Origin of the sequence: Mesorhizobium sp. XAP4 (assembly GCF_029269325.1) — a bacterium.
Classification (GTDB): Bacteria; Pseudomonadota; Alphaproteobacteria; order Rhizobiales; family Rhizobiaceae; genus Mesorhizobium; species Mesorhizobium ciceri.
Map to the genome: position 1 here is coordinate 1,390,772 of NZ_JARIXW010000001.1, position 15,860 is coordinate 1,406,631.

A 15,860-nucleotide genomic window follows, 5' to 3' on the forward strand; every position below is an offset into this window, starting at 1 on the left:
TCCCTGCCGCGTTGTGTCGGCAACCAACTCTCTACCGCTCGCTGACCTAGAGCCCTCGAAACCATCGAGGCAGCCGAATGCAACAACTACTTCGCAAACGCTTCCATCAAAACATGAACCGCTCTAGACAGGCGCGACGTCCGTTCCGCGCTGGGCCAAGCATTTGCCGGTTACGGCAACGGCGGAATCGCATAAGAAAGCCCGAGAATTCTTCAGGGGTTGCCAATGCCGCGCATTGCCTATGTCAACGGGCGCTATGTCACGCACGCCGACGCTGCCGTGCATATCGAGGATCGCGGCTATCAGTTCGCCGACGGTGTCTATGAGGTCTGCGAAGTAGCGCGTGGCTTCATCGTCGACATGCCGCGCCACCTGGCCCGGCTGAACCGTTCGCTGACCGAATTGTCGATCGCCTGGCCGGTCACCTCTCACGTGCTGCCGCTCATTCTGCGTGAGGTGGTCAATCGCAACCACGTCGCCAATGGCCTGGTCTACGTGCAGGTGACGCGCGGCGTGGCCAGCCGCGACTTCGTCTTCCCTTCCGCCGACACCAAGCCTTCGCTGGTGGTAACCGCCAGGAAGGCTGACCCTGCCGCTGGAGCGAAGCGAGCCGAGACCGGCATCGCCGTCATCACCGTGCCGGAGAACCGCTGGGATCGCGTCGACATCAAGACCGTCGGGCTGCTGCCCAATGTATTGGCCAAGCAGAAGGCCAAGGAAGCCGGTGCGCAGGAAGCCTGGTTCGTCGACGATGAAGGCAACGTAAAAGAAGGCGGCTCGTCCAATGCCTGGATCGTCACCCGGGACGGCGTCCTGGTCACCAGGCCGGCCGAGCATGGCATCCTGCGCGGCATCACCCGCACGACCATGTTCGAAGTGGCGGCCAAGCTTGGCCTGAAGATCGAGGAGCGCGGCTTTTCCGTCGCCGAGGCCAAGACGGCACGCGAGGCGTTCATCAGTTCCGCAACGACGATCGCCATGCCGGTGGTGACCATCGATGGCGACACGGTCGCCAATGGGCACCCCGGCTCAATAACACTTTCGTTGCGGCAAGCCTTTTTTGACATTGCGGAAAAAAGTCCAGCCTGATAACCGCACAGGTGGAATGAACATCAATATATCTCGTTCTGCTTGTCGTTACTGACGACAAGACGGTGTTTGCGAGCTTGACATGCGCCCGTTAATTTGGCGCATTGGCTTGCAAACCGAAGGGGATCGGCGAAAGACAAGAACAATGGCGGAACGATCGCAAAACCTTCAGGACCTGTTCCTGAATTCAGTTCGCAAGAGCAAGAACCCGCTCACCATCTTCCTCATCAACGGCGTGAAGCTGACCGGCGTGGTCACTTCGTTCGACAATTTCTGTGTCCTGCTGCGCCGCGATGGTCACTCCCAGCTCGTCTACAAGCACGCCATTTCCACGATCATGCCGAGCCAGCCGGTTCAGATGTTCGATGGCGAGGAAAGCCAGGGCGCCTGATTGGCACGTGAGAAAGACGCGGACGCCACCGTTCGCGGAAAACCAACGCATCATCCCGGGACGGAAGCCAAGGGCCCGACCCGGGCTGTTGTCATTGTGCCCGTCCTTACCCGCCACCAGCGCAACGACGACGAGACCAACCGCCCACGGCTGATGCGTTCGGCTGACGCGCGTCACGACGAGGCCGTCGGCCTTGCCCGCGCCATCAACCTGGACCTGGTCCATACAGCGGTGGTGACCGTCAACGACCCGCGCCCGGCGACTCTGCTCGGCAGCGGCAAGGCCGCGGAGTTCGCGGAAATCGTCAAAGAGGGACATGCGGAAGTGGTCGTTGTCGACCATCCGCTGACCCCCGTGCAGCAGCGCAATCTCGAGAAAGAGCTGAACGCCAAGGTGCTGGATCGCACCGGGCTGATCCTCGAGATCTTCGGCGAGCGTGCACGCACCAAGGAAGGCACGCTGCAGGTCGAACTCGCCCATCTCAACTACCAGAAGGGCCGCCTCGTGCGCAGTTGGACCCATCTGGAGCGCCAGCGCGGCGGCGCCGGCTTCCTCGGGGGTCCCGGCGAAACACAGATCGAATCCGACCGGCGGCAGTTGCAGGAAAAGATCATCAAGCTGAAGCAGGAACTGGAAACAGTGCGGCGCACGCGCGACCTGCACCGAGCCAAGCGCAGGAAGGTGCCGTTCCCGGTGGTGGCGATCGTCGGCTACACCAACGCCGGCAAGTCGACGCTGTTCAACCGGCTGACCGGGGCGGATGTGCTGGCGCAGGACATGCTGTTCGCCACGCTCGACCCGACGCTGCGTCGCGTGCGCCTGCCACATGGCACGCCGATCATCCTCTCCGACACGGTCGGCTTCATTTCGGACCTGCCGACGCATCTGATCGCGGCTTTCCGCGCCACCCTGGAAGAGGTGGTCGAGGCCGATCTCGTGCTTCATCTGCGCGATATTTCCGATCCGGACACTGCGGCACAGGCGGAAGATGTCGAGCGCATCCTGGCCGACCTCGGTGTCGACGCCGGCGACGCCAAGCGCGTGATCGAAGTGTGGAACAAGATCGACCGGCTCGACGAAGGCAACCGGACCCGGCTGCTTGCAGACGGCGCCGATGCCAACAAGGCGCCGCCGATTGCGGTGTCGGCGGTGACCGGCGAGGGCATCGATGCGCTGAAGGCGATCATCGAAACGCGCATGGCGGGCGAACTCGAAGACCTCACCGTGACGATCGAGCCGGCACAGTTCGGCCTTGTCGACTGGCTTTACCGCAATGGCGATGTGGTTTCGCGAAGCGACAATGACGACGGCAGCGCCACCATCTCGCTGAAGGCCACGCAAAGCGCGCGCGAAGAGATCGAAAGCAGATTGCGTCGTAAAAACAACGGATAATCCGGAGCAGTTCCAGGAAAAGTGTATAGCGGCTTTCCGTCGGGAGTTGCCCGAAAAGAGAGACTACTTCGCAGTCTTTGCTTCCTGCCAGAGCGCTTCCATCTCGGCCAGATCAGCCTTGTCCAGCGTGTTGCCGGCTTTCTCCAAAGCCTGCTCGACATAATGGAAACGTGAGCGGAATTTCTCGTTGGTGCCGCTCAGCGCTGCTTCCGAATCGAGCTTGAGGTGGCGACCGAGATTGACGACGGCAAACAGCATGTCGCCGAACTCGTCCTTGATCGAGGCGGTGTCGCCCTTGGCCAGCGCCTCGCGCAATTCGTCGATCTCTTCCTCGATCTTGTCGAGGATGGGCGCTGCCTCGCTCCAGTCGAAGCCGACGCGGGCGGCCTTCTCCTGAAGTTTCAGCGCCCGGGTCAGCGCGGGCAGGGCGACCGGCACGCTGTCCAGAAACCCCTTGCCATTGTCTTCGGGATCGAGACCGCGCGCGAGGCGGGCGCTTCGTTTCTCTGCCTTCTCTTCTGCCTTGATCTTTTCCCACATGCCCTTGGCCATGCCGGCGCTGCGGGCCTTTTCGTCGCCGAAGACATGCGGATGGCGTCGGATCATTTTCGTCGTGATGGCTTGCACCACATCGGGGAAGGCAAACTCGCCGGCCTCCTCGGCCATTTGCGCGTGGTAGACGACCTGCAGCAGCAGATCGCCGAGTTCGTCGCGCAGATCGTCGAGGTCGCCGCGCGCGATGGCATCCGCGACCTCATAGGCCTCTTCGATCGTGTAGGGCGCGATGGTCGAGAAATCCTGTTCGATATCCCAGGGACAGCCGGTCTTCGGCGCCCGCAGCGCCGCCATGATCTCGATCAGGCGCGAAATGTCTTTCGATGGCGTCATAGGGCTGATGCTATCCCGCGACCGGCCGCGCTGCCAACGCTGTCAGTTGGCAAGAGTGCCTTGTCCACAGGCGAGCCACGTCAGTCGAGCACAGAAACGATCGCCTTGGCGAGCTCGTCCATGCCGTCTTCGGGCAGGCCGGCGACATTGATGCGGCTGTCGCCGACCATGTAGACGCCGTGCTCGGCGCGCAGCCGCTCGACTTGCGCTTCGGTGAGGCCAAGGCGGGAGAACATGCCGCGATGGCTGGCGACGAAATCGAAGCGGTCGGAATTGGATTGCCGGCGCAGGGCTTCGGCGAACTGGACGCGAAGCCTGAGCATACGCAGCCGCATTTCTTCGAGTTCAGTCTCCCAGTCCGCACGCAAGGCGGCGTCCTCCAGCACGATGCGTACGGCTGCTGCCCCGTGGTCCGGCGGCATCGAATACATGGCGCGCGCCGCCGACAGCATCTGGCTCATCGCCACATCTGCCTGTGCGCCGTCCTTGGCCAGGATCATTGCTGCGCCGACGCGGTCGCGGTAGACGGCGAAATTCTTCGAGCAGCTCGACGCGACGACCATTTCCGGAACTTTCGCCGCCAGCAGGCGCAAGCCGAGGGCGTCGGCCTCAAGGCCATCGCCAAAGCCCTGATAAGCGATGTCGACGAACGGCAGCAGCGCGCGCTCGACGACCAGATCGGTAACGGCTGCCCACTGTGCCGCATCCAGATTGGCGCCGGTTGGGTTGTGGCAGCAGCCATGCAGCAGCACGACGTCGCCGCTCTTTGCGGTCCGCAGGGCCGCCAGCATGTCGTCGAAGCGAACAGCACCCGACGCGGCGTCGAAATACGGGTATTCACGGATCTGCAGGCCGGCGGCGCGCATCACCGGCATGTGGTTCGGCCAGGTCGGGTCCGACAGCCAGATGGTTGCGTCCGAACGCGTCCGCTTCAGCAATTCCGCCACCAGCCGCAGCGCGCCGGAGCCGCCAGGCGCCTGTGCGGCGCGGATGCGCGTCATGTCGGCGCCCGGACCGAAGGCAAGCTTGGCCATCACCGTGTTGAAGCCGGTATCGCCGGCAAGGCCGAGATAGGTCTTGGTGTCCTGGGCCTGCAGCAGGCGCTTTTCCGCCTCGCGCACGGCGCGCATAACCGGCGTCTTGCCGTCGCGATCCTTGTAGACGCCGACGCCGAGATCGACTTTGTCGGGGCGCGGGTCGGCGCGATAAAGGCCGATCAGGGCCAGGATCTTGTCGGCGGGGGCGGGCTGCAGGGTCTCAAACATCGATAGGGCTCCAATGGCGGCGGAGTGATACGCAAATCGGTCGCGTTTCGCCAGCGGTTTTAGCTAGGTGCTCCAGCCCGAGACGGCTGGGAAGCCTGCCCTGCGCGCTCATGGATGAGGGTTTGAAGGGAAACCTATTGATGCGCGTCGGAAATGACCAGCCGGCACGAGCAGAGCGATAACGCCATCCTCTGCGCCGGCATGAGCGCTTCCGTGCGTAATTTCGGCTTTGCCTCGGCCAGCGGTCAGCGGTCAGCCCCCGCCGGGCCTGTCTTTCACAGCCTGCCGCAACAGACAGGCGACCGCGCCCAGCACCATCAAGGCCAGCCCGAACCATGTCAGGGCATAGACCAGATGGTTGTTGTGGAACGAAACGACCGTCAGGCCGCCGACCGGCCACCCTCCCGGATTGGGCGTGGCATCGGCATCGATGAAATAAGGAGCGACCTGCCCGACGCCTTGCTTGGCGGCGATCGCCTGTACATCGCGCGAATACCAGCGGTTGGCAGCCGGATCGTTGGTGCGCAGGAAGCCGCCTTTCGGTTCGCTGATGCGCAACAGGCCGTGAATTTCGGTATGATCGCCCGAGGGCTTGCCTGCGAGGCGGGTTGCCGGATCGCGCTTGTCCGTCGGCACGAAGCCCCTGTTCACCAGAATCGTGAAGCCATCATCCGCTCGGAACGGCGCCATTACCCAGAAGCCACCGCCGAGATCGGTGACCGCCTGGACCAGGGTCTCGCGATCACCGAGAAACCGGCCCGTGACGACGAGGCGGCGATACTCGTCATCCCTGGCGTTGATCGCTGGCCAGGCCGAAGGCGCCGGGGCGGCCACGAGTACTGCCTTGAGACGCTGGTCGACACGCTCGATCAGGTCGAGCTTCCAGACGCTGCGCTCCAGCTGCCAGATACCGAGCGCCGAGAACCCTGCGATGCCGATGGCTCCGCAAAGGCAAAGCATCAATAGCGTCCATCTCGAACGCGTAACCCTTTGGCCGTCGCCTGTAGTCGGATGCGGTGTCGTCCGCGCCTGTTCGTCCAAAGCCAGGTCCCTCTCTCAGGGTATCTGACTCATGTCATGGCCGGGCATCATGTTGACGTTCAGATGGTACATGACCCAGAGCGAGCCCGTCAGCGCGATCATCACCAGGATGAGGGTGAAGATCAGCGCCATCATGGTCCAGCCGCTCTCCGACCTGGTGTTCATATGCAGGAAGAACACCATGTGGACGATGATTTGCACGACGGCGAAGGCCATGATGGCAATCGCCGACGCCATCTGATTGCCGAGCGCGTTGGTCATGACCAGCCAGAAGGGAACGGCGGTCAGCACGACGGACAGGCCGAAGCCTGTCAGATAGCCGGCCAGCGAGCCGTGATTGACGCCGTGATGCGCGTGGCTGTGGTTGCTGGTGTCTGTTTGGTGCCCGGCGCTCATCGCAACATTCCCATCAGATAAACGAAGGTGAAGACGCCGATCCAGATGACGTCGAGGAAGTGCCAGAACATGCTCAGGCACATCAGGCGCCGCTGGTTCGCGGCGATCAGCCCATGCCTGGAGACCTGCACCATCAGCACCACCAGCCAGACCAGGCCGAAGGTGACGTGCAGGCCGTGCGTTCCGACCAGCGTGAAGAACGACGAAAGAAAGCCGCTGCGCTGCGGCGTCGCCCCCTCGTGGATGAAATGGGCGAATTCGTAGAGTTCGATGCCGAGAAAGGCGAGGCCGAACAGGCCGGTGATCACCAGCCACACCTGCATCGGTCTCACTCGCCCTTTCGCCATCTCCAGCATCGCGAAGCCGTAGGTGATGGAGGACAGGAGCAGCATGGTGGTGTTGAGCGCGACCAGCGGAAGATCGAACAGGTCCTTCGGCGCGGGCCCGGCGGCGTAGTTGCCACCGAGCACGCCGTAGACTGCAAACAGCATCGCAAAGATGAGGCAGTCGCTCATCAGGTAGATCCAGAAGCCGAGCATGGTGCTGCTGCCGCTCTCGGCATGGCCGTGGTCGTTTTCCAGGTGGAAGATCGTGTCGTCGATCACCGTGTCGGCGTGTGCCATGGTGCTCATCCCGCCTGGCTGGTGGCTGCGAGCAGGCGTGTCCGCTCGTCCTCGACGCGGGTGACGTCGCTGGACGGAATGTGGAAGTCCCGGTCGTAGTTGAAGGTATGCGCGATGGCGTAGCCGATCAGAGCAACGAAGCTGACGATCGCCAGCCACCAGATGTACCAGATGAGCGCCACGGCAAGCACCACGCTCAACCCAGCCAGAATGACGCCGGCTCCGGTGTTGCGCGGCATGTGGATGTCGCGGAAGCCCGTCAACGGACGCTGGTAACCGCGATTCTTCATGTCCGCCCAGGTGTCGAGATCGTGGACGACCGGCGTAAAGGCGAAATTGTAGGCCGGGGGCGGCGACGAGGTTGCCCATTCGAGTGTACGCCCGTCCCACGGATCACCGGTGTCGTCGCGAAGCTGCTCGCGCCGGCGCACGCTGACGAAGATCTGGATGAGGAAGGACAGGATACCAAGCAGGATCAGGAAGGCGCCAAAAGCGGCGATGATGAACCAGATCTGCAGCGAGGGATCCTCGAAGGTGCGTAGCCGGCGCGTTACGCCCATCAGGCCGAGGATGTACAGCGGCATGAAGGCGAACCAGAAGCCGACCACCCAGAACCAGAAGGACATCTTTCCCCAGAACGGATCGAGCCGGAAGCCGAATGCCTTGGGGAACCAGTAGCTGATACCGGCAAACAGGCCGAACAGCACGCCGCCGATGATGACGTTGTGGAAATGCGCGACCAGGAACAGGCTGTTGTGGAGCACGAAGTCGGCCGGCGGAACCGCGAGCAGCACGCCGGTCATGCCGCCGACAGTGAAGGTCAGCATGAAGGCGACTGTCCACATCATCGGCAGTTCGAAGCGGATGCGGCCGCGGTACATGGTGAACAGCCAGTTGAATATCTTGGCGCCTGTCGGGATCGAAATGATCATCGTGGTGATGCCGAAGAACGAGTTGACGCTCGCTCCCGACCCCATGGTGAAAAAGTGATGCAGCCAGACGAGATAGGACAGGATGGTGATGACGATGGTTGCGTAGACCATCGAGGTGTAGCCAAAGAGCCGCTTGCCGCAGAAGGCCGAGGTCACTTCGGAAAATATGCCGAAGGCCGGCAGGATCAGGATGTAGACCTCGGGGTGGCCCCAGATCCAGATCAGGTTCACGTACATCATCGGATTGCCGCCGAAGTCGTTCGTGAAGAAGTTGGTGCCGACATAGCGGTCGAGAGCCAGCAGGGCCAGCACCGCCGTCAGCACCGGGAAGGCGGCGACGATGAGCACATTTGTGCAGAGCGCGGTCCAGGTGAAGATCGGCATTCTCATCATGGTCATGCCAGGCGCGCGCATCTTGACGATGGTGCAGACCAGGTTCACGCCCGACAACAGCGTGCCTACGCCCGCCACTTGCAGCGCCCAGATATAATAATCGACACCGACATCGGGACTGTAGCCGATACCCGACAGCGGCGGGTAGGCGAGCCAGCCGGTGCGCGCGAATTCGCCGACGAACAGCGACATCATGACGATGACCGCGCCGCCGACCGTCATCCAGAAGCTGAAATTGTTGAGGAACGGAAACGACACGTCGCGCGCGCCGATCTGCAGCGGGACGACGAAATTCATCAGGCCCGTCACCAGCGGCATCGCCACGAAGAAGATCATGATGACGCCGTGCGCGGTGAAGATCTGGTCATAATGATGCGAATTGAGATAGCCTTCCGAACCGCCGAAGGCCATCGCCTGCTGGAGCCGCATCATGATGGCGTCGCTGAAGCCGCGCAGCAGCATGACGATGCCGAGCACCATGTACATCACACCGATGCGCTTGTGGTCGACGCTGGTGAACCATTCGCGCCACAGATAGCCCCAGAGCTTGAAATAGGTCAGCGCGCCGACGAGGGCGATGCCGCCCAGCGCGACGACTATGAAGGTCGCGACCACGATGGGCTCGTGCAGCGGCAGCGACTCGAGCGTAAGCCGGCCGAAGATCGCCTTGAGAAGAGCAGGATTGTCGAACATGTCTTGCGTGGCGCCTCAGGAGTTGAAGGGCGACCGAAGCGTGCCGGTTGCGGAAGGTGACGGCAGTCGGATCGACAGGGGCAGTGGCCGTTGCAGACCAGCGCCGACTATCGGCGTCGAGGTCATCGGCGTGGCGGATTGATCAGCCTTCGAAGCGGCCAGTGCTTCTTCGGTCGTGCATATGCTGGCGACATAGGATGGGGCAGGGCCGAATATCGTGCCGCGCCGGGCGAACTTGTCATACAGCAGCGGAAGGGTGTTGCGGATGCCGGCCATCCCCAGACCGCCCTTGGCATCGATCTGCGACATCTCGCTCATGCACATCTTGCCGGGCTCGACGCACATATTGAGGATCGCCTTGTAGAGATCGCTATCCACCGCCGCATAGTGGCGCACGGGTTGGTTCTCACTGGGCTGTTCGAGCTCCAGGTAGCCGTTTCGGTCGAGCTTGCCGCCGCTGTCCTTTGCCTTCGCGATCCATGCCTGGAAACCGGCATCCTCGAGGCCGTGGAACGCGAAGCGCATTCCCGAGAAGCCGGCGCCGCTGTAATTGGCAGAGAACCCTTCATAGTCGCCGGACTTGTTGATGACGGCGTGCAGCCTGGTTTCCATACCCGGCATCGCATAGATCTGGCCGGCCAGTGCTGGAATGTAGAAGGAGTTCATCACCGATGCGGAGGTGATGCGAAAGCTGATCGGCCGGTCGACCGGCGCAGCCAGTTCGTTGACCACGGCGACGCCGTATTCCGGATAGATGAACAGCCATTTCCAGTCGAGCGCGACGACTTCGACCTCAAGCGGGCGCACGTCTGGCGGCAGCGGCTTGCCGGCCGCTACACGTCCGATCGGACGATAGGGGTCGAGCAGATGGGTGCCCATCCAGGTCACCGCGCCCAGGCAGATGATGATCAGAAGCGGCACAGCCCAAATGACGAGTTCGAGATGGGTCGAGTGGTCCCAATCCGGCTCGTAGCGCGCCTCGCGGTTGGACTGGCGGTATCGCCAGGCAAAGAATATGGTGAGAGCCATCACCGGTATGATGACGATCAGCATCAGTGCCGTGGACACCATCAGCAGGTCGCGCTGCTGCTCGGCGACGTCGCCGGCAGGGTTCAGGACGACCATGCTGCAGGAGCCGAGCGATGCCAGCAGGGGCAGCAGGAAAAGGGTACGGAGACGGCTCAATGTATGACCTGTCGGTTGTTCCCCCCAGTGCTAACCGTACCGCGGCGATGAAGGCATTGGACAATTTGTCCAATGCCGCAATGACGCGGCAGGCGTCATCAAAGCATCTGGCCCGCGCACATGGCAAGCGATCGTATGAGACCGCGGCGGGGCGACGGAGAATGCTGTGAGCCCAACTTCGAAGATCGAAGCCGACGCAAGACGGATCAATGCGCGGCATCATGAGGTGAAGCCCGGCGAAATCGCCGTTGGCGTCATCATCGGCAGGACGTCGGAATTCTTCGACTTCTTCGTCTACGCGATCGCTTCCGTCATCGTTTTCCCCAAGCTCGTATTTCCTTATGCCGACCCGTTGACCGGCACGCTCTACTCCTTCGCCATCTTCGCGCTTGCCTTCATCGCGCGGCCGATCGGGACGGCGATCTTCACCGCGCTCGACCGCGCCTACGGACGCAGCGCCAAGCTCACCATCGCGCTGTTCCTGCTGGGGACCTCGACCGTGTCGATCGCCTTCGTGCCCGGTTACGACCAGATCGGCCCGGCTTCGGCCTGGCTGCTGGCCATGTTCCGGATCGGTCAGGGACTGGCGCTGGGCGGGACATGGGACGGACTTGCCTCGCTGCTGGCGTTGAATGCCCCCGAAAAGCGTCGCGGCTGGTATGCGATGATCCCGCAGCTGGGCGCGCCACTCGGGCTCATCGTCGCCAGTGCCCTGTTTGCATATTTCGTCGGCAACCTGTCGGCTGAAGACTTCTTCAGCTGGGGTTGGCGCTACCCGTTCTTCGTCGCCTTCGCCATCAATGTCGTCGCCCTGTTCGCGCGGCTGCGCATCGTGGTGACGCCGGAATACACCAAACTGTTCGAAGGCCAGGAACTGGAGCCGACTTCCGTCCGCGAGACGTTGCGCGCCGAAGGGCGCACTGTCGTGCTCGGCGCTTTCGCGCCGCTGGCGAGCTTCGCCCTGTTCCACATGGTGACGGTGTTTCCTCTGTCCTGGATCTTCCTGTTCACGCGCGAGGGACCGGCACGGTTCCTGGTCATCGAGACGATCGGAGCCTTCTTCGGCCTGGCGGCAATCGCGATCTCGGGCGTCGTTGCCGACCGGGTCGGGCGCTGGCCCTTGCTTGGAGGCTCGGCGGTGGCCATTGCCGTGTTCAGCGGTTTCGCGCCACAGCTGCTCGATGGCGGCTTCGTCGGAGAGTCCGTCTTCATGGTGTTGGGCTTCGTCCTGCTCGGCCTGTCGTTCGGCCAGTCTTCGGGAGCACTCGCCTCGAATTTTTCAAAGAACTACCGCTATACAGGTGCTGCGCTGACCTCGGATCTCGCCTGGCTGTTCGGCGCCGGCTTCGCCCCCATTGTCGCCCTGTTCCTGTCCGCCCATTTCGGGCTGATCTCGTCAGGCGCCTATCTGCTGTCGGGAGCGCTATGCACGCTGCTGGCGCTGCGGCTCAACCAGCGCCTGGATCGGACTCCCGCTTGAGTGACCTGCTTGGCCAGGGCTGGGGACCTCCCGGCCCAATGACGCTGCACGACAAGACCAACAAGCAGAATTTTCTGCTTCTGATCCAACTGCGCTGGATCGCGGTCGGCGGTCAGATCGTGACGATCCTGTTCGTCCGCTACGCGCTTGGCATCGGGCTGCCGCTGGTGCCGATGGCAGTGGTGATCCTGCTGCTGATCGCTCTCAACGTCGCCAGCCTGCGCCGGCACAGCAGCCAGGACGCGATCACCAACACCGAGCTGTTTCTTGGACTGCTGCTCGACGTCACCGCGTTGACGGTCCAGCTTTACCTGAGCGGCGGCGCGTCCAATCCCTTCATTTCGCTTTACCTGCTCCAGGTCATCCTGGGCGCGGTACTGCTGGAGACATGGTCGGTCTGGGCGCTTGTCCTCATTGCAAGCACGTGCTTCATCGCGCTGACCACCTTCTACCGTGAGATCAGCCTGCCCGCCGCACACGGTGCCGGGCTGTTCAGCCTGCACATTCAGGGCATGTTCATCTGTTTCGTCCTGGCGGCAACGCTTCTGGTGCTGTTCATCACCAGGGTCCAGAACAACATTCGCACCCGCGACGCTCATCTTGCGGATTTGCGCCAGCAATCGGCGGAGGAGGCTCACATCGTCAGGATGGGCCTGCTCGCCTCTGGCGCCGCGCATGAGCTCGGCACGCCGCTGGCTACGCTTTCCGTCATCCTCAACGACTGGCAGCGCATGCCGGTTCTCGAGGCCGATCCGGATCTGGCGCAGGAAATCCGGGAGATGCAGGGCCAGTTGGACCGTTGCAAGAAGATCGTTTCGGGAATCCTGATGTCGTCGGGCGAATTGCGCGGCGAAGGCACGGTTCGCACCTCCGTCGATGCCTTTCTGGCGGAGCTGGTGGCCGAATGGAAGTCGACACGGCTGCCGCAAGGTTTCGAATACACCAGGCGTTTCGGCGCCAACCAGGAGATCGTCTCCGATCCCGCGCTCAAACAGGTGATGTTCAATGTACTGGACAACGCACTTGAAGCGTCGCCTCTATGGGTCGGTTTGATCGTCAGCCGCCACGCGGACGATCTCATCATCGAAGTTGTCGACGCGGGACCGGGATTTGAAGAAGCCATGCTTGCTGAATTCGGCAAGCCCTACACGTCGACCAAGAACCGGCCAGGTAGCGGGCTCGGCCTGTTTCTGGTCGTCAATGTCATCCGCAAGCTGGGGGGCAGCGTCACCGTAAGAAACAGAACCGAGGGGGGAGCTTCGGTTACGTTGCATCTGCCGCTGGCTGCTCTGTCTCCGCGAGGGCACAATGCCGACTAAACGCACGCTGCTGATCGTCGAGGACGACATCGCCTTTGCCAACGCACTGCGCCGGTCTTTCGAACGGCGTGATTACGAAACGCATAGCTGCCGGAGCGTCGACGGCGTGCAGGCGCTGATCGGCACCGTTGCCTTCCAATATGCCGTCGTCGATCTCAAGCTTGCCAGCGGCTCGGGCCTTGAGTGCGTCAGGGCGCTGCACGAACACGATCCTGAAATGCGGATCGTCGTATTGACCGGCTTTGCCAGCATCGCCACCGCTGTCGAGGCGATCAAGCTCGGCGCCTGCCAGTATCTCGCCAAGCCCGCCAATACAGATGACATTGAAGCGGCTTTCGGCCAGGTCGAGGGCAATGCTTCGGTGCCGCTCGCCGAGCGGCCAACCTCGATAAAGAACCTCGAATGGGAGCGCATCCACGAGACGCTGGTGGAAGCCGACTTCAACATTTCCGAGACGGCACGACGGCTCGGCATGCACCGCCGGACGCTGGCGCGGAAGCTGGAGAAGAGGCGTGTGAAGTAGGCACGATCCACCGGGCATGGCACATCGTGGCGATGCCGATGATAAGATTGATGCCGGCAACAATCGTTGCATTCGAACGATGTCCTCCAAAGGAAAAAATTGGCAGGGCAGGGATTAAAATCCCCACATGCTCCGTAAACAGGACATGAAACCGCCGATGCCACGCTTTGACATCATAGGACAGCTCGGTTCGCTGCGCCGCTATGCGCGCTCGCTGACGCGCGACAGCACCGACGCCGAGGACCTTGTCCATGACGCGCTGGTGCGCGCTTATGAGCGGCGCAGCACCTTCCGCTCCGGCGGAAACCTGCGCGCGTGGCTGCTGTCGATCGTCCACAACACCTTCATCGACAGGATGCGGGCCCGCAAGTCCGAGGCGTCGCGCGTCGAACAGGCTGGATACCTGGCCGACGGCAGCACGCCGGCACCACAGGAACATTCGGTGCGCCTGGCGCAGGTGCGCCAGGCTTTTTTCAGCCTGCCCGAAGAACAGCGTTCAGCGCTGCACCTCGTCGCCATCGAAGGCCTCTCCTACCAGCAGGCCGCCGACGCCAGCGGCGTGCCGCTCGGCACGCTGATGTCGCGCATCGGCAGGGCGCGCGCCGCACTGCGCGAGATGGAGGAGCCGGCGAAGGCAAAAAACCACCTCAGGATCGTTGGAGGCCCTTCATGACCGCAACTGTCGATCCCGTGACGGATATCGACCTCGACGCCTATGTCGACGACCAGATCGACGTCACCCGCCGCATCGAGGTGGAGGCATTCTTGTCCGCTCGCCCGGAGGCGGCGGCGCGCGTGATGTCGGATCTCAGGACCCGCGATGAACTGCGCGTGGCGCTTGCCGGCTCCAAAGGCATGGCACGGCCCGCGACCGCCGATGCCGCGCGGCGGCTGGAGAGGGGGCTTGCCCGCGGCCGCATCTTCGGTGTGCTGCAGCGCGCCGCGGTGGTTGCTGTCTTCGTCGCCGCCGGGTGGCTGGCGAACGGTATCATCGGGCCGATGTCGGTGACCAAGGTCGTCGCCTCGCCGCAGCCGCCCGCCTATGTCGACGACGCAGTGCGGGCCCACAGGACCACGCTGGTGCGCGAGAGCATGCCGTCGCAGCCCGAGGCGCCCAATTACAACACCGGCGAGATTCGCGCCGCGACCGCCATCGTCATGCCGTCGCTGCCCAAGGACTGGAAGGTCCGCGACGTGCAGATCTATCCGTCCCGCTTTGGTCCGAGCGTCGAGATGGCGGTCGAGACGAAAGACATGGGGCTGGTGTCGCTGTTTGCGATCCGGCCTGGAACCTTCGACGTCGTCAAGCCGACGATCGCGCCCTCGGGCGACATCTCATCGGCCTATTTCCAGATCGGCGATGTGGCTTATGCGGTGGTCGGACGAAGCGAGGTCCACGACCTCGACCGCGCCGCAGAGACGCTCGCCAAGACGCTCTACTGATCGATCCACAAAGGAGAACGCAAATGAACACCCCCAATCTGGGATATCGCGTCGGCGCCGGCGCCCAAACCGGAGCCGTCTTCGACGAGGGCCTGCGCCAGCATATGCTGCGCGTCTACAACTACATGGGTGTCGGCCTGGTGGTCACCGGCCTCGTCGCCTTCATGATCTCATCGACGCCGGCGCTCTACGTGCCGATCTTCTCCAGCCCGCTGAAATGGGTGGTGATGCTGGCACCGCTCGCCTTCGTCATGCTGTTCTCGTTCAAGATGCAGACCATGTCCGCGGCGAATGCCCAGGCGATGTTCTGGGCCTTCTGCGCGGTCATGGGCCTCTCGCTCGCCTCCGTGTTCCTGGTGTTCACCGGAACCAGCATCGCGCGCACCTTCTTCATCGCAGCCACCATGTTCGGCGCCACCAGCTTGTACGGCTACACGACAAAGCGCGACCTGACCCAGTTCTCGTCGTTCCTGATCATGGGCCTGATCGGCGTGGTGATCGCCAGCATCGTCAACATCTTCCTCGGCTCGACCGCGCTGCAGTTCGCCATCTCGGTGATCGGCATCGCCGTGTTCATCGGCCTGACCGCCTGGGACACGCAGACGATCAAGGAACAGTATGCCGAGAATTTCGACGCGGAATCGCGCCAGAAACTTGCCGTCTTCGGCGCCTTCTCGCTCTATCTGAACTTCATCAACATCTTCCAGCTGCTGCTGAATTTCACCGGCGAACGCGAATAACGACTATCCGCTGTGGGCAAGAGCGAGGATTATTGCTCTTGATGCGGAGAGGTGGCCGGAGGGAGAT

General features: G+C 62.6%; 16 protein-coding genes. 9 read left to right on the plus strand and 7 right to left on the minus strand.

Annotated features, from left to right (window positions below; all coding sequences use genetic code 11):
* Nucleotides 1-225: 225 nt before the first annotated feature.
* The 3 genes from P3C39_RS06995 to hflX all read left to right on the plus strand — a co-directional run bounded on the left by P3C39_RS06995 (nucleotide 226) and on the right by hflX (nucleotide 2,872).
* On the plus strand, nucleotides 226-1,089 hold the full coding sequence (locus P3C39_RS06995; RefSeq protein ID WP_013531497.1) for a D-amino-acid transaminase: 864 nt from the start codon (nucleotides 226-228) through the stop codon (nucleotides 1,087-1,089).
* 145 nt (nucleotides 1,090-1,234) lie between these two features.
* Nucleotides 1,235-1,480 (plus strand): RNA chaperone Hfq, encoded by a 246-nt coding sequence (gene hfq, locus P3C39_RS07000; protein WP_006202172.1) that lies wholly within the window; start codon nucleotides 1,235-1,237, stop codon nucleotides 1,478-1,480.
* Entirely contained in the window at nucleotides 1,481-2,872 is a 1,392-nt protein-coding gene (gene hflX, locus P3C39_RS07005) for a GTPase HflX (RefSeq protein ID WP_275952985.1), read from the plus strand.
* A 63-nt stretch (nucleotides 2,873-2,935) separates the two neighbouring features.
* Here the strand turns inward: hflX and mazG are convergent, their stop codons facing one another.
* The 7 genes from mazG to cyoA form a co-directional block, all read right to left on the minus strand.
* A complete protein-coding gene (mazG, locus tag P3C39_RS07010) occupies nucleotides 2,936-3,760 on the minus strand; it encodes a nucleoside triphosphate pyrophosphohydrolase (RefSeq protein ID WP_275952986.1) in 825 nt (274 codons plus the stop codon).
* 80 nt (nucleotides 3,761-3,840) lie between these two features.
* A complete protein-coding gene (locus P3C39_RS07015; RefSeq protein ID WP_275952987.1) occupies nucleotides 3,841-5,025 on the minus strand; it encodes an amino acid aminotransferase in 1,185 nt (394 codons plus the stop codon).
* Between the two features lie 252 nt (nucleotides 5,026-5,277).
* The gene (locus P3C39_RS07020; protein WP_275952988.1) at nucleotides 5,278-5,985 is read right to left on the minus strand and encodes an SURF1 family protein; all 708 of its coding nucleotides are present in this window, start codon (nucleotides 5,983-5,985) and stop codon (nucleotides 5,278-5,280) included.
* Nucleotides 5,986-6,081: 96 nt separating this feature from the next.
* Complete coding sequence (gene cyoD, locus P3C39_RS07025) at nucleotides 6,082-6,462, minus strand: cytochrome o ubiquinol oxidase subunit IV (RefSeq protein WP_013531503.1); 381 nt, start codon at nucleotides 6,460-6,462, stop codon at nucleotides 6,082-6,084.
* Complete coding sequence (gene cyoC / locus P3C39_RS07030; protein WP_275952989.1) at nucleotides 6,459-7,085, minus strand: cytochrome o ubiquinol oxidase subunit III; 627 nt, start codon at nucleotides 7,083-7,085, stop codon at nucleotides 6,459-6,461. The genes cyoD and cyoC overlap by 4 nt, the downstream gene beginning before the upstream one ends.
* Before the next feature lie 5 nt (nucleotides 7,086-7,090).
* Nucleotides 7,091-9,103, minus strand: coding sequence for a cytochrome o ubiquinol oxidase subunit I (cyoB, locus tag P3C39_RS07035; RefSeq protein WP_275952990.1), 2,013 nt, complete (start codon nucleotides 9,101-9,103; stop codon nucleotides 7,091-7,093).
* 15 nt (nucleotides 9,104-9,118) lie between these two features.
* Nucleotides 9,119-10,288, minus strand: a complete 1,170-nt coding sequence (gene cyoA, locus P3C39_RS07040; RefSeq protein ID WP_013531506.1) for a ubiquinol oxidase subunit II — start codon at nucleotides 10,286-10,288, stop codon at nucleotides 9,119-9,121.
* 166 nt (nucleotides 10,289-10,454) lie between these two features.
* Here cyoA and P3C39_RS07045 point away from each other — a divergent pair, with 166 nt between their 5' ends.
* The 6 genes from P3C39_RS07045 to P3C39_RS07070 all read left to right on the plus strand — a co-directional run bounded on the left by P3C39_RS07045 (nucleotide 10,455) and on the right by P3C39_RS07070 (nucleotide 15,793).
* Entirely contained in the window at nucleotides 10,455-11,768 is a 1,314-nt protein-coding gene (locus P3C39_RS07045) for an MFS transporter (protein ID WP_024505203.1), read from the plus strand.
* A complete protein-coding gene (locus tag P3C39_RS07050) occupies nucleotides 11,765-13,087 on the plus strand; it encodes an ATP-binding protein (protein WP_013531508.1) in 1,323 nt (440 codons plus the stop codon). The genes P3C39_RS07045 and P3C39_RS07050 overlap by 4 nt, the downstream gene beginning before the upstream one ends.
* On the plus strand, nucleotides 13,077-13,610 hold the full coding sequence (locus P3C39_RS07055; RefSeq protein ID WP_024505205.1) for a response regulator transcription factor: 534 nt from the start codon (nucleotides 13,077-13,079) through the stop codon (nucleotides 13,608-13,610). Before P3C39_RS07050 ends, P3C39_RS07055 begins: the two co-directional genes overlap by 11 nt.
* A gap of 157 nt (nucleotides 13,611-13,767) precedes the next feature.
* A complete protein-coding gene (locus P3C39_RS07060; protein ID WP_174299063.1) occupies nucleotides 13,768-14,283 on the plus strand; it encodes a sigma-70 family RNA polymerase sigma factor in 516 nt (171 codons plus the stop codon).
* Entirely contained in the window at nucleotides 14,280-15,053 is a 774-nt protein-coding gene (locus tag P3C39_RS07065) for an anti-sigma factor (protein WP_275952991.1), read from the plus strand. The genes P3C39_RS07060 and P3C39_RS07065 overlap by 4 nt, the downstream gene beginning before the upstream one ends.
* 23 nt (nucleotides 15,054-15,076) lie before the next feature.
* A complete protein-coding gene (locus P3C39_RS07070; RefSeq protein WP_275952992.1) occupies nucleotides 15,077-15,793 on the plus strand; it encodes a Bax inhibitor-1/YccA family protein in 717 nt (238 codons plus the stop codon).
* The last annotated feature ends 67 nt before the right edge of the window (nucleotides 15,794-15,860 follow it).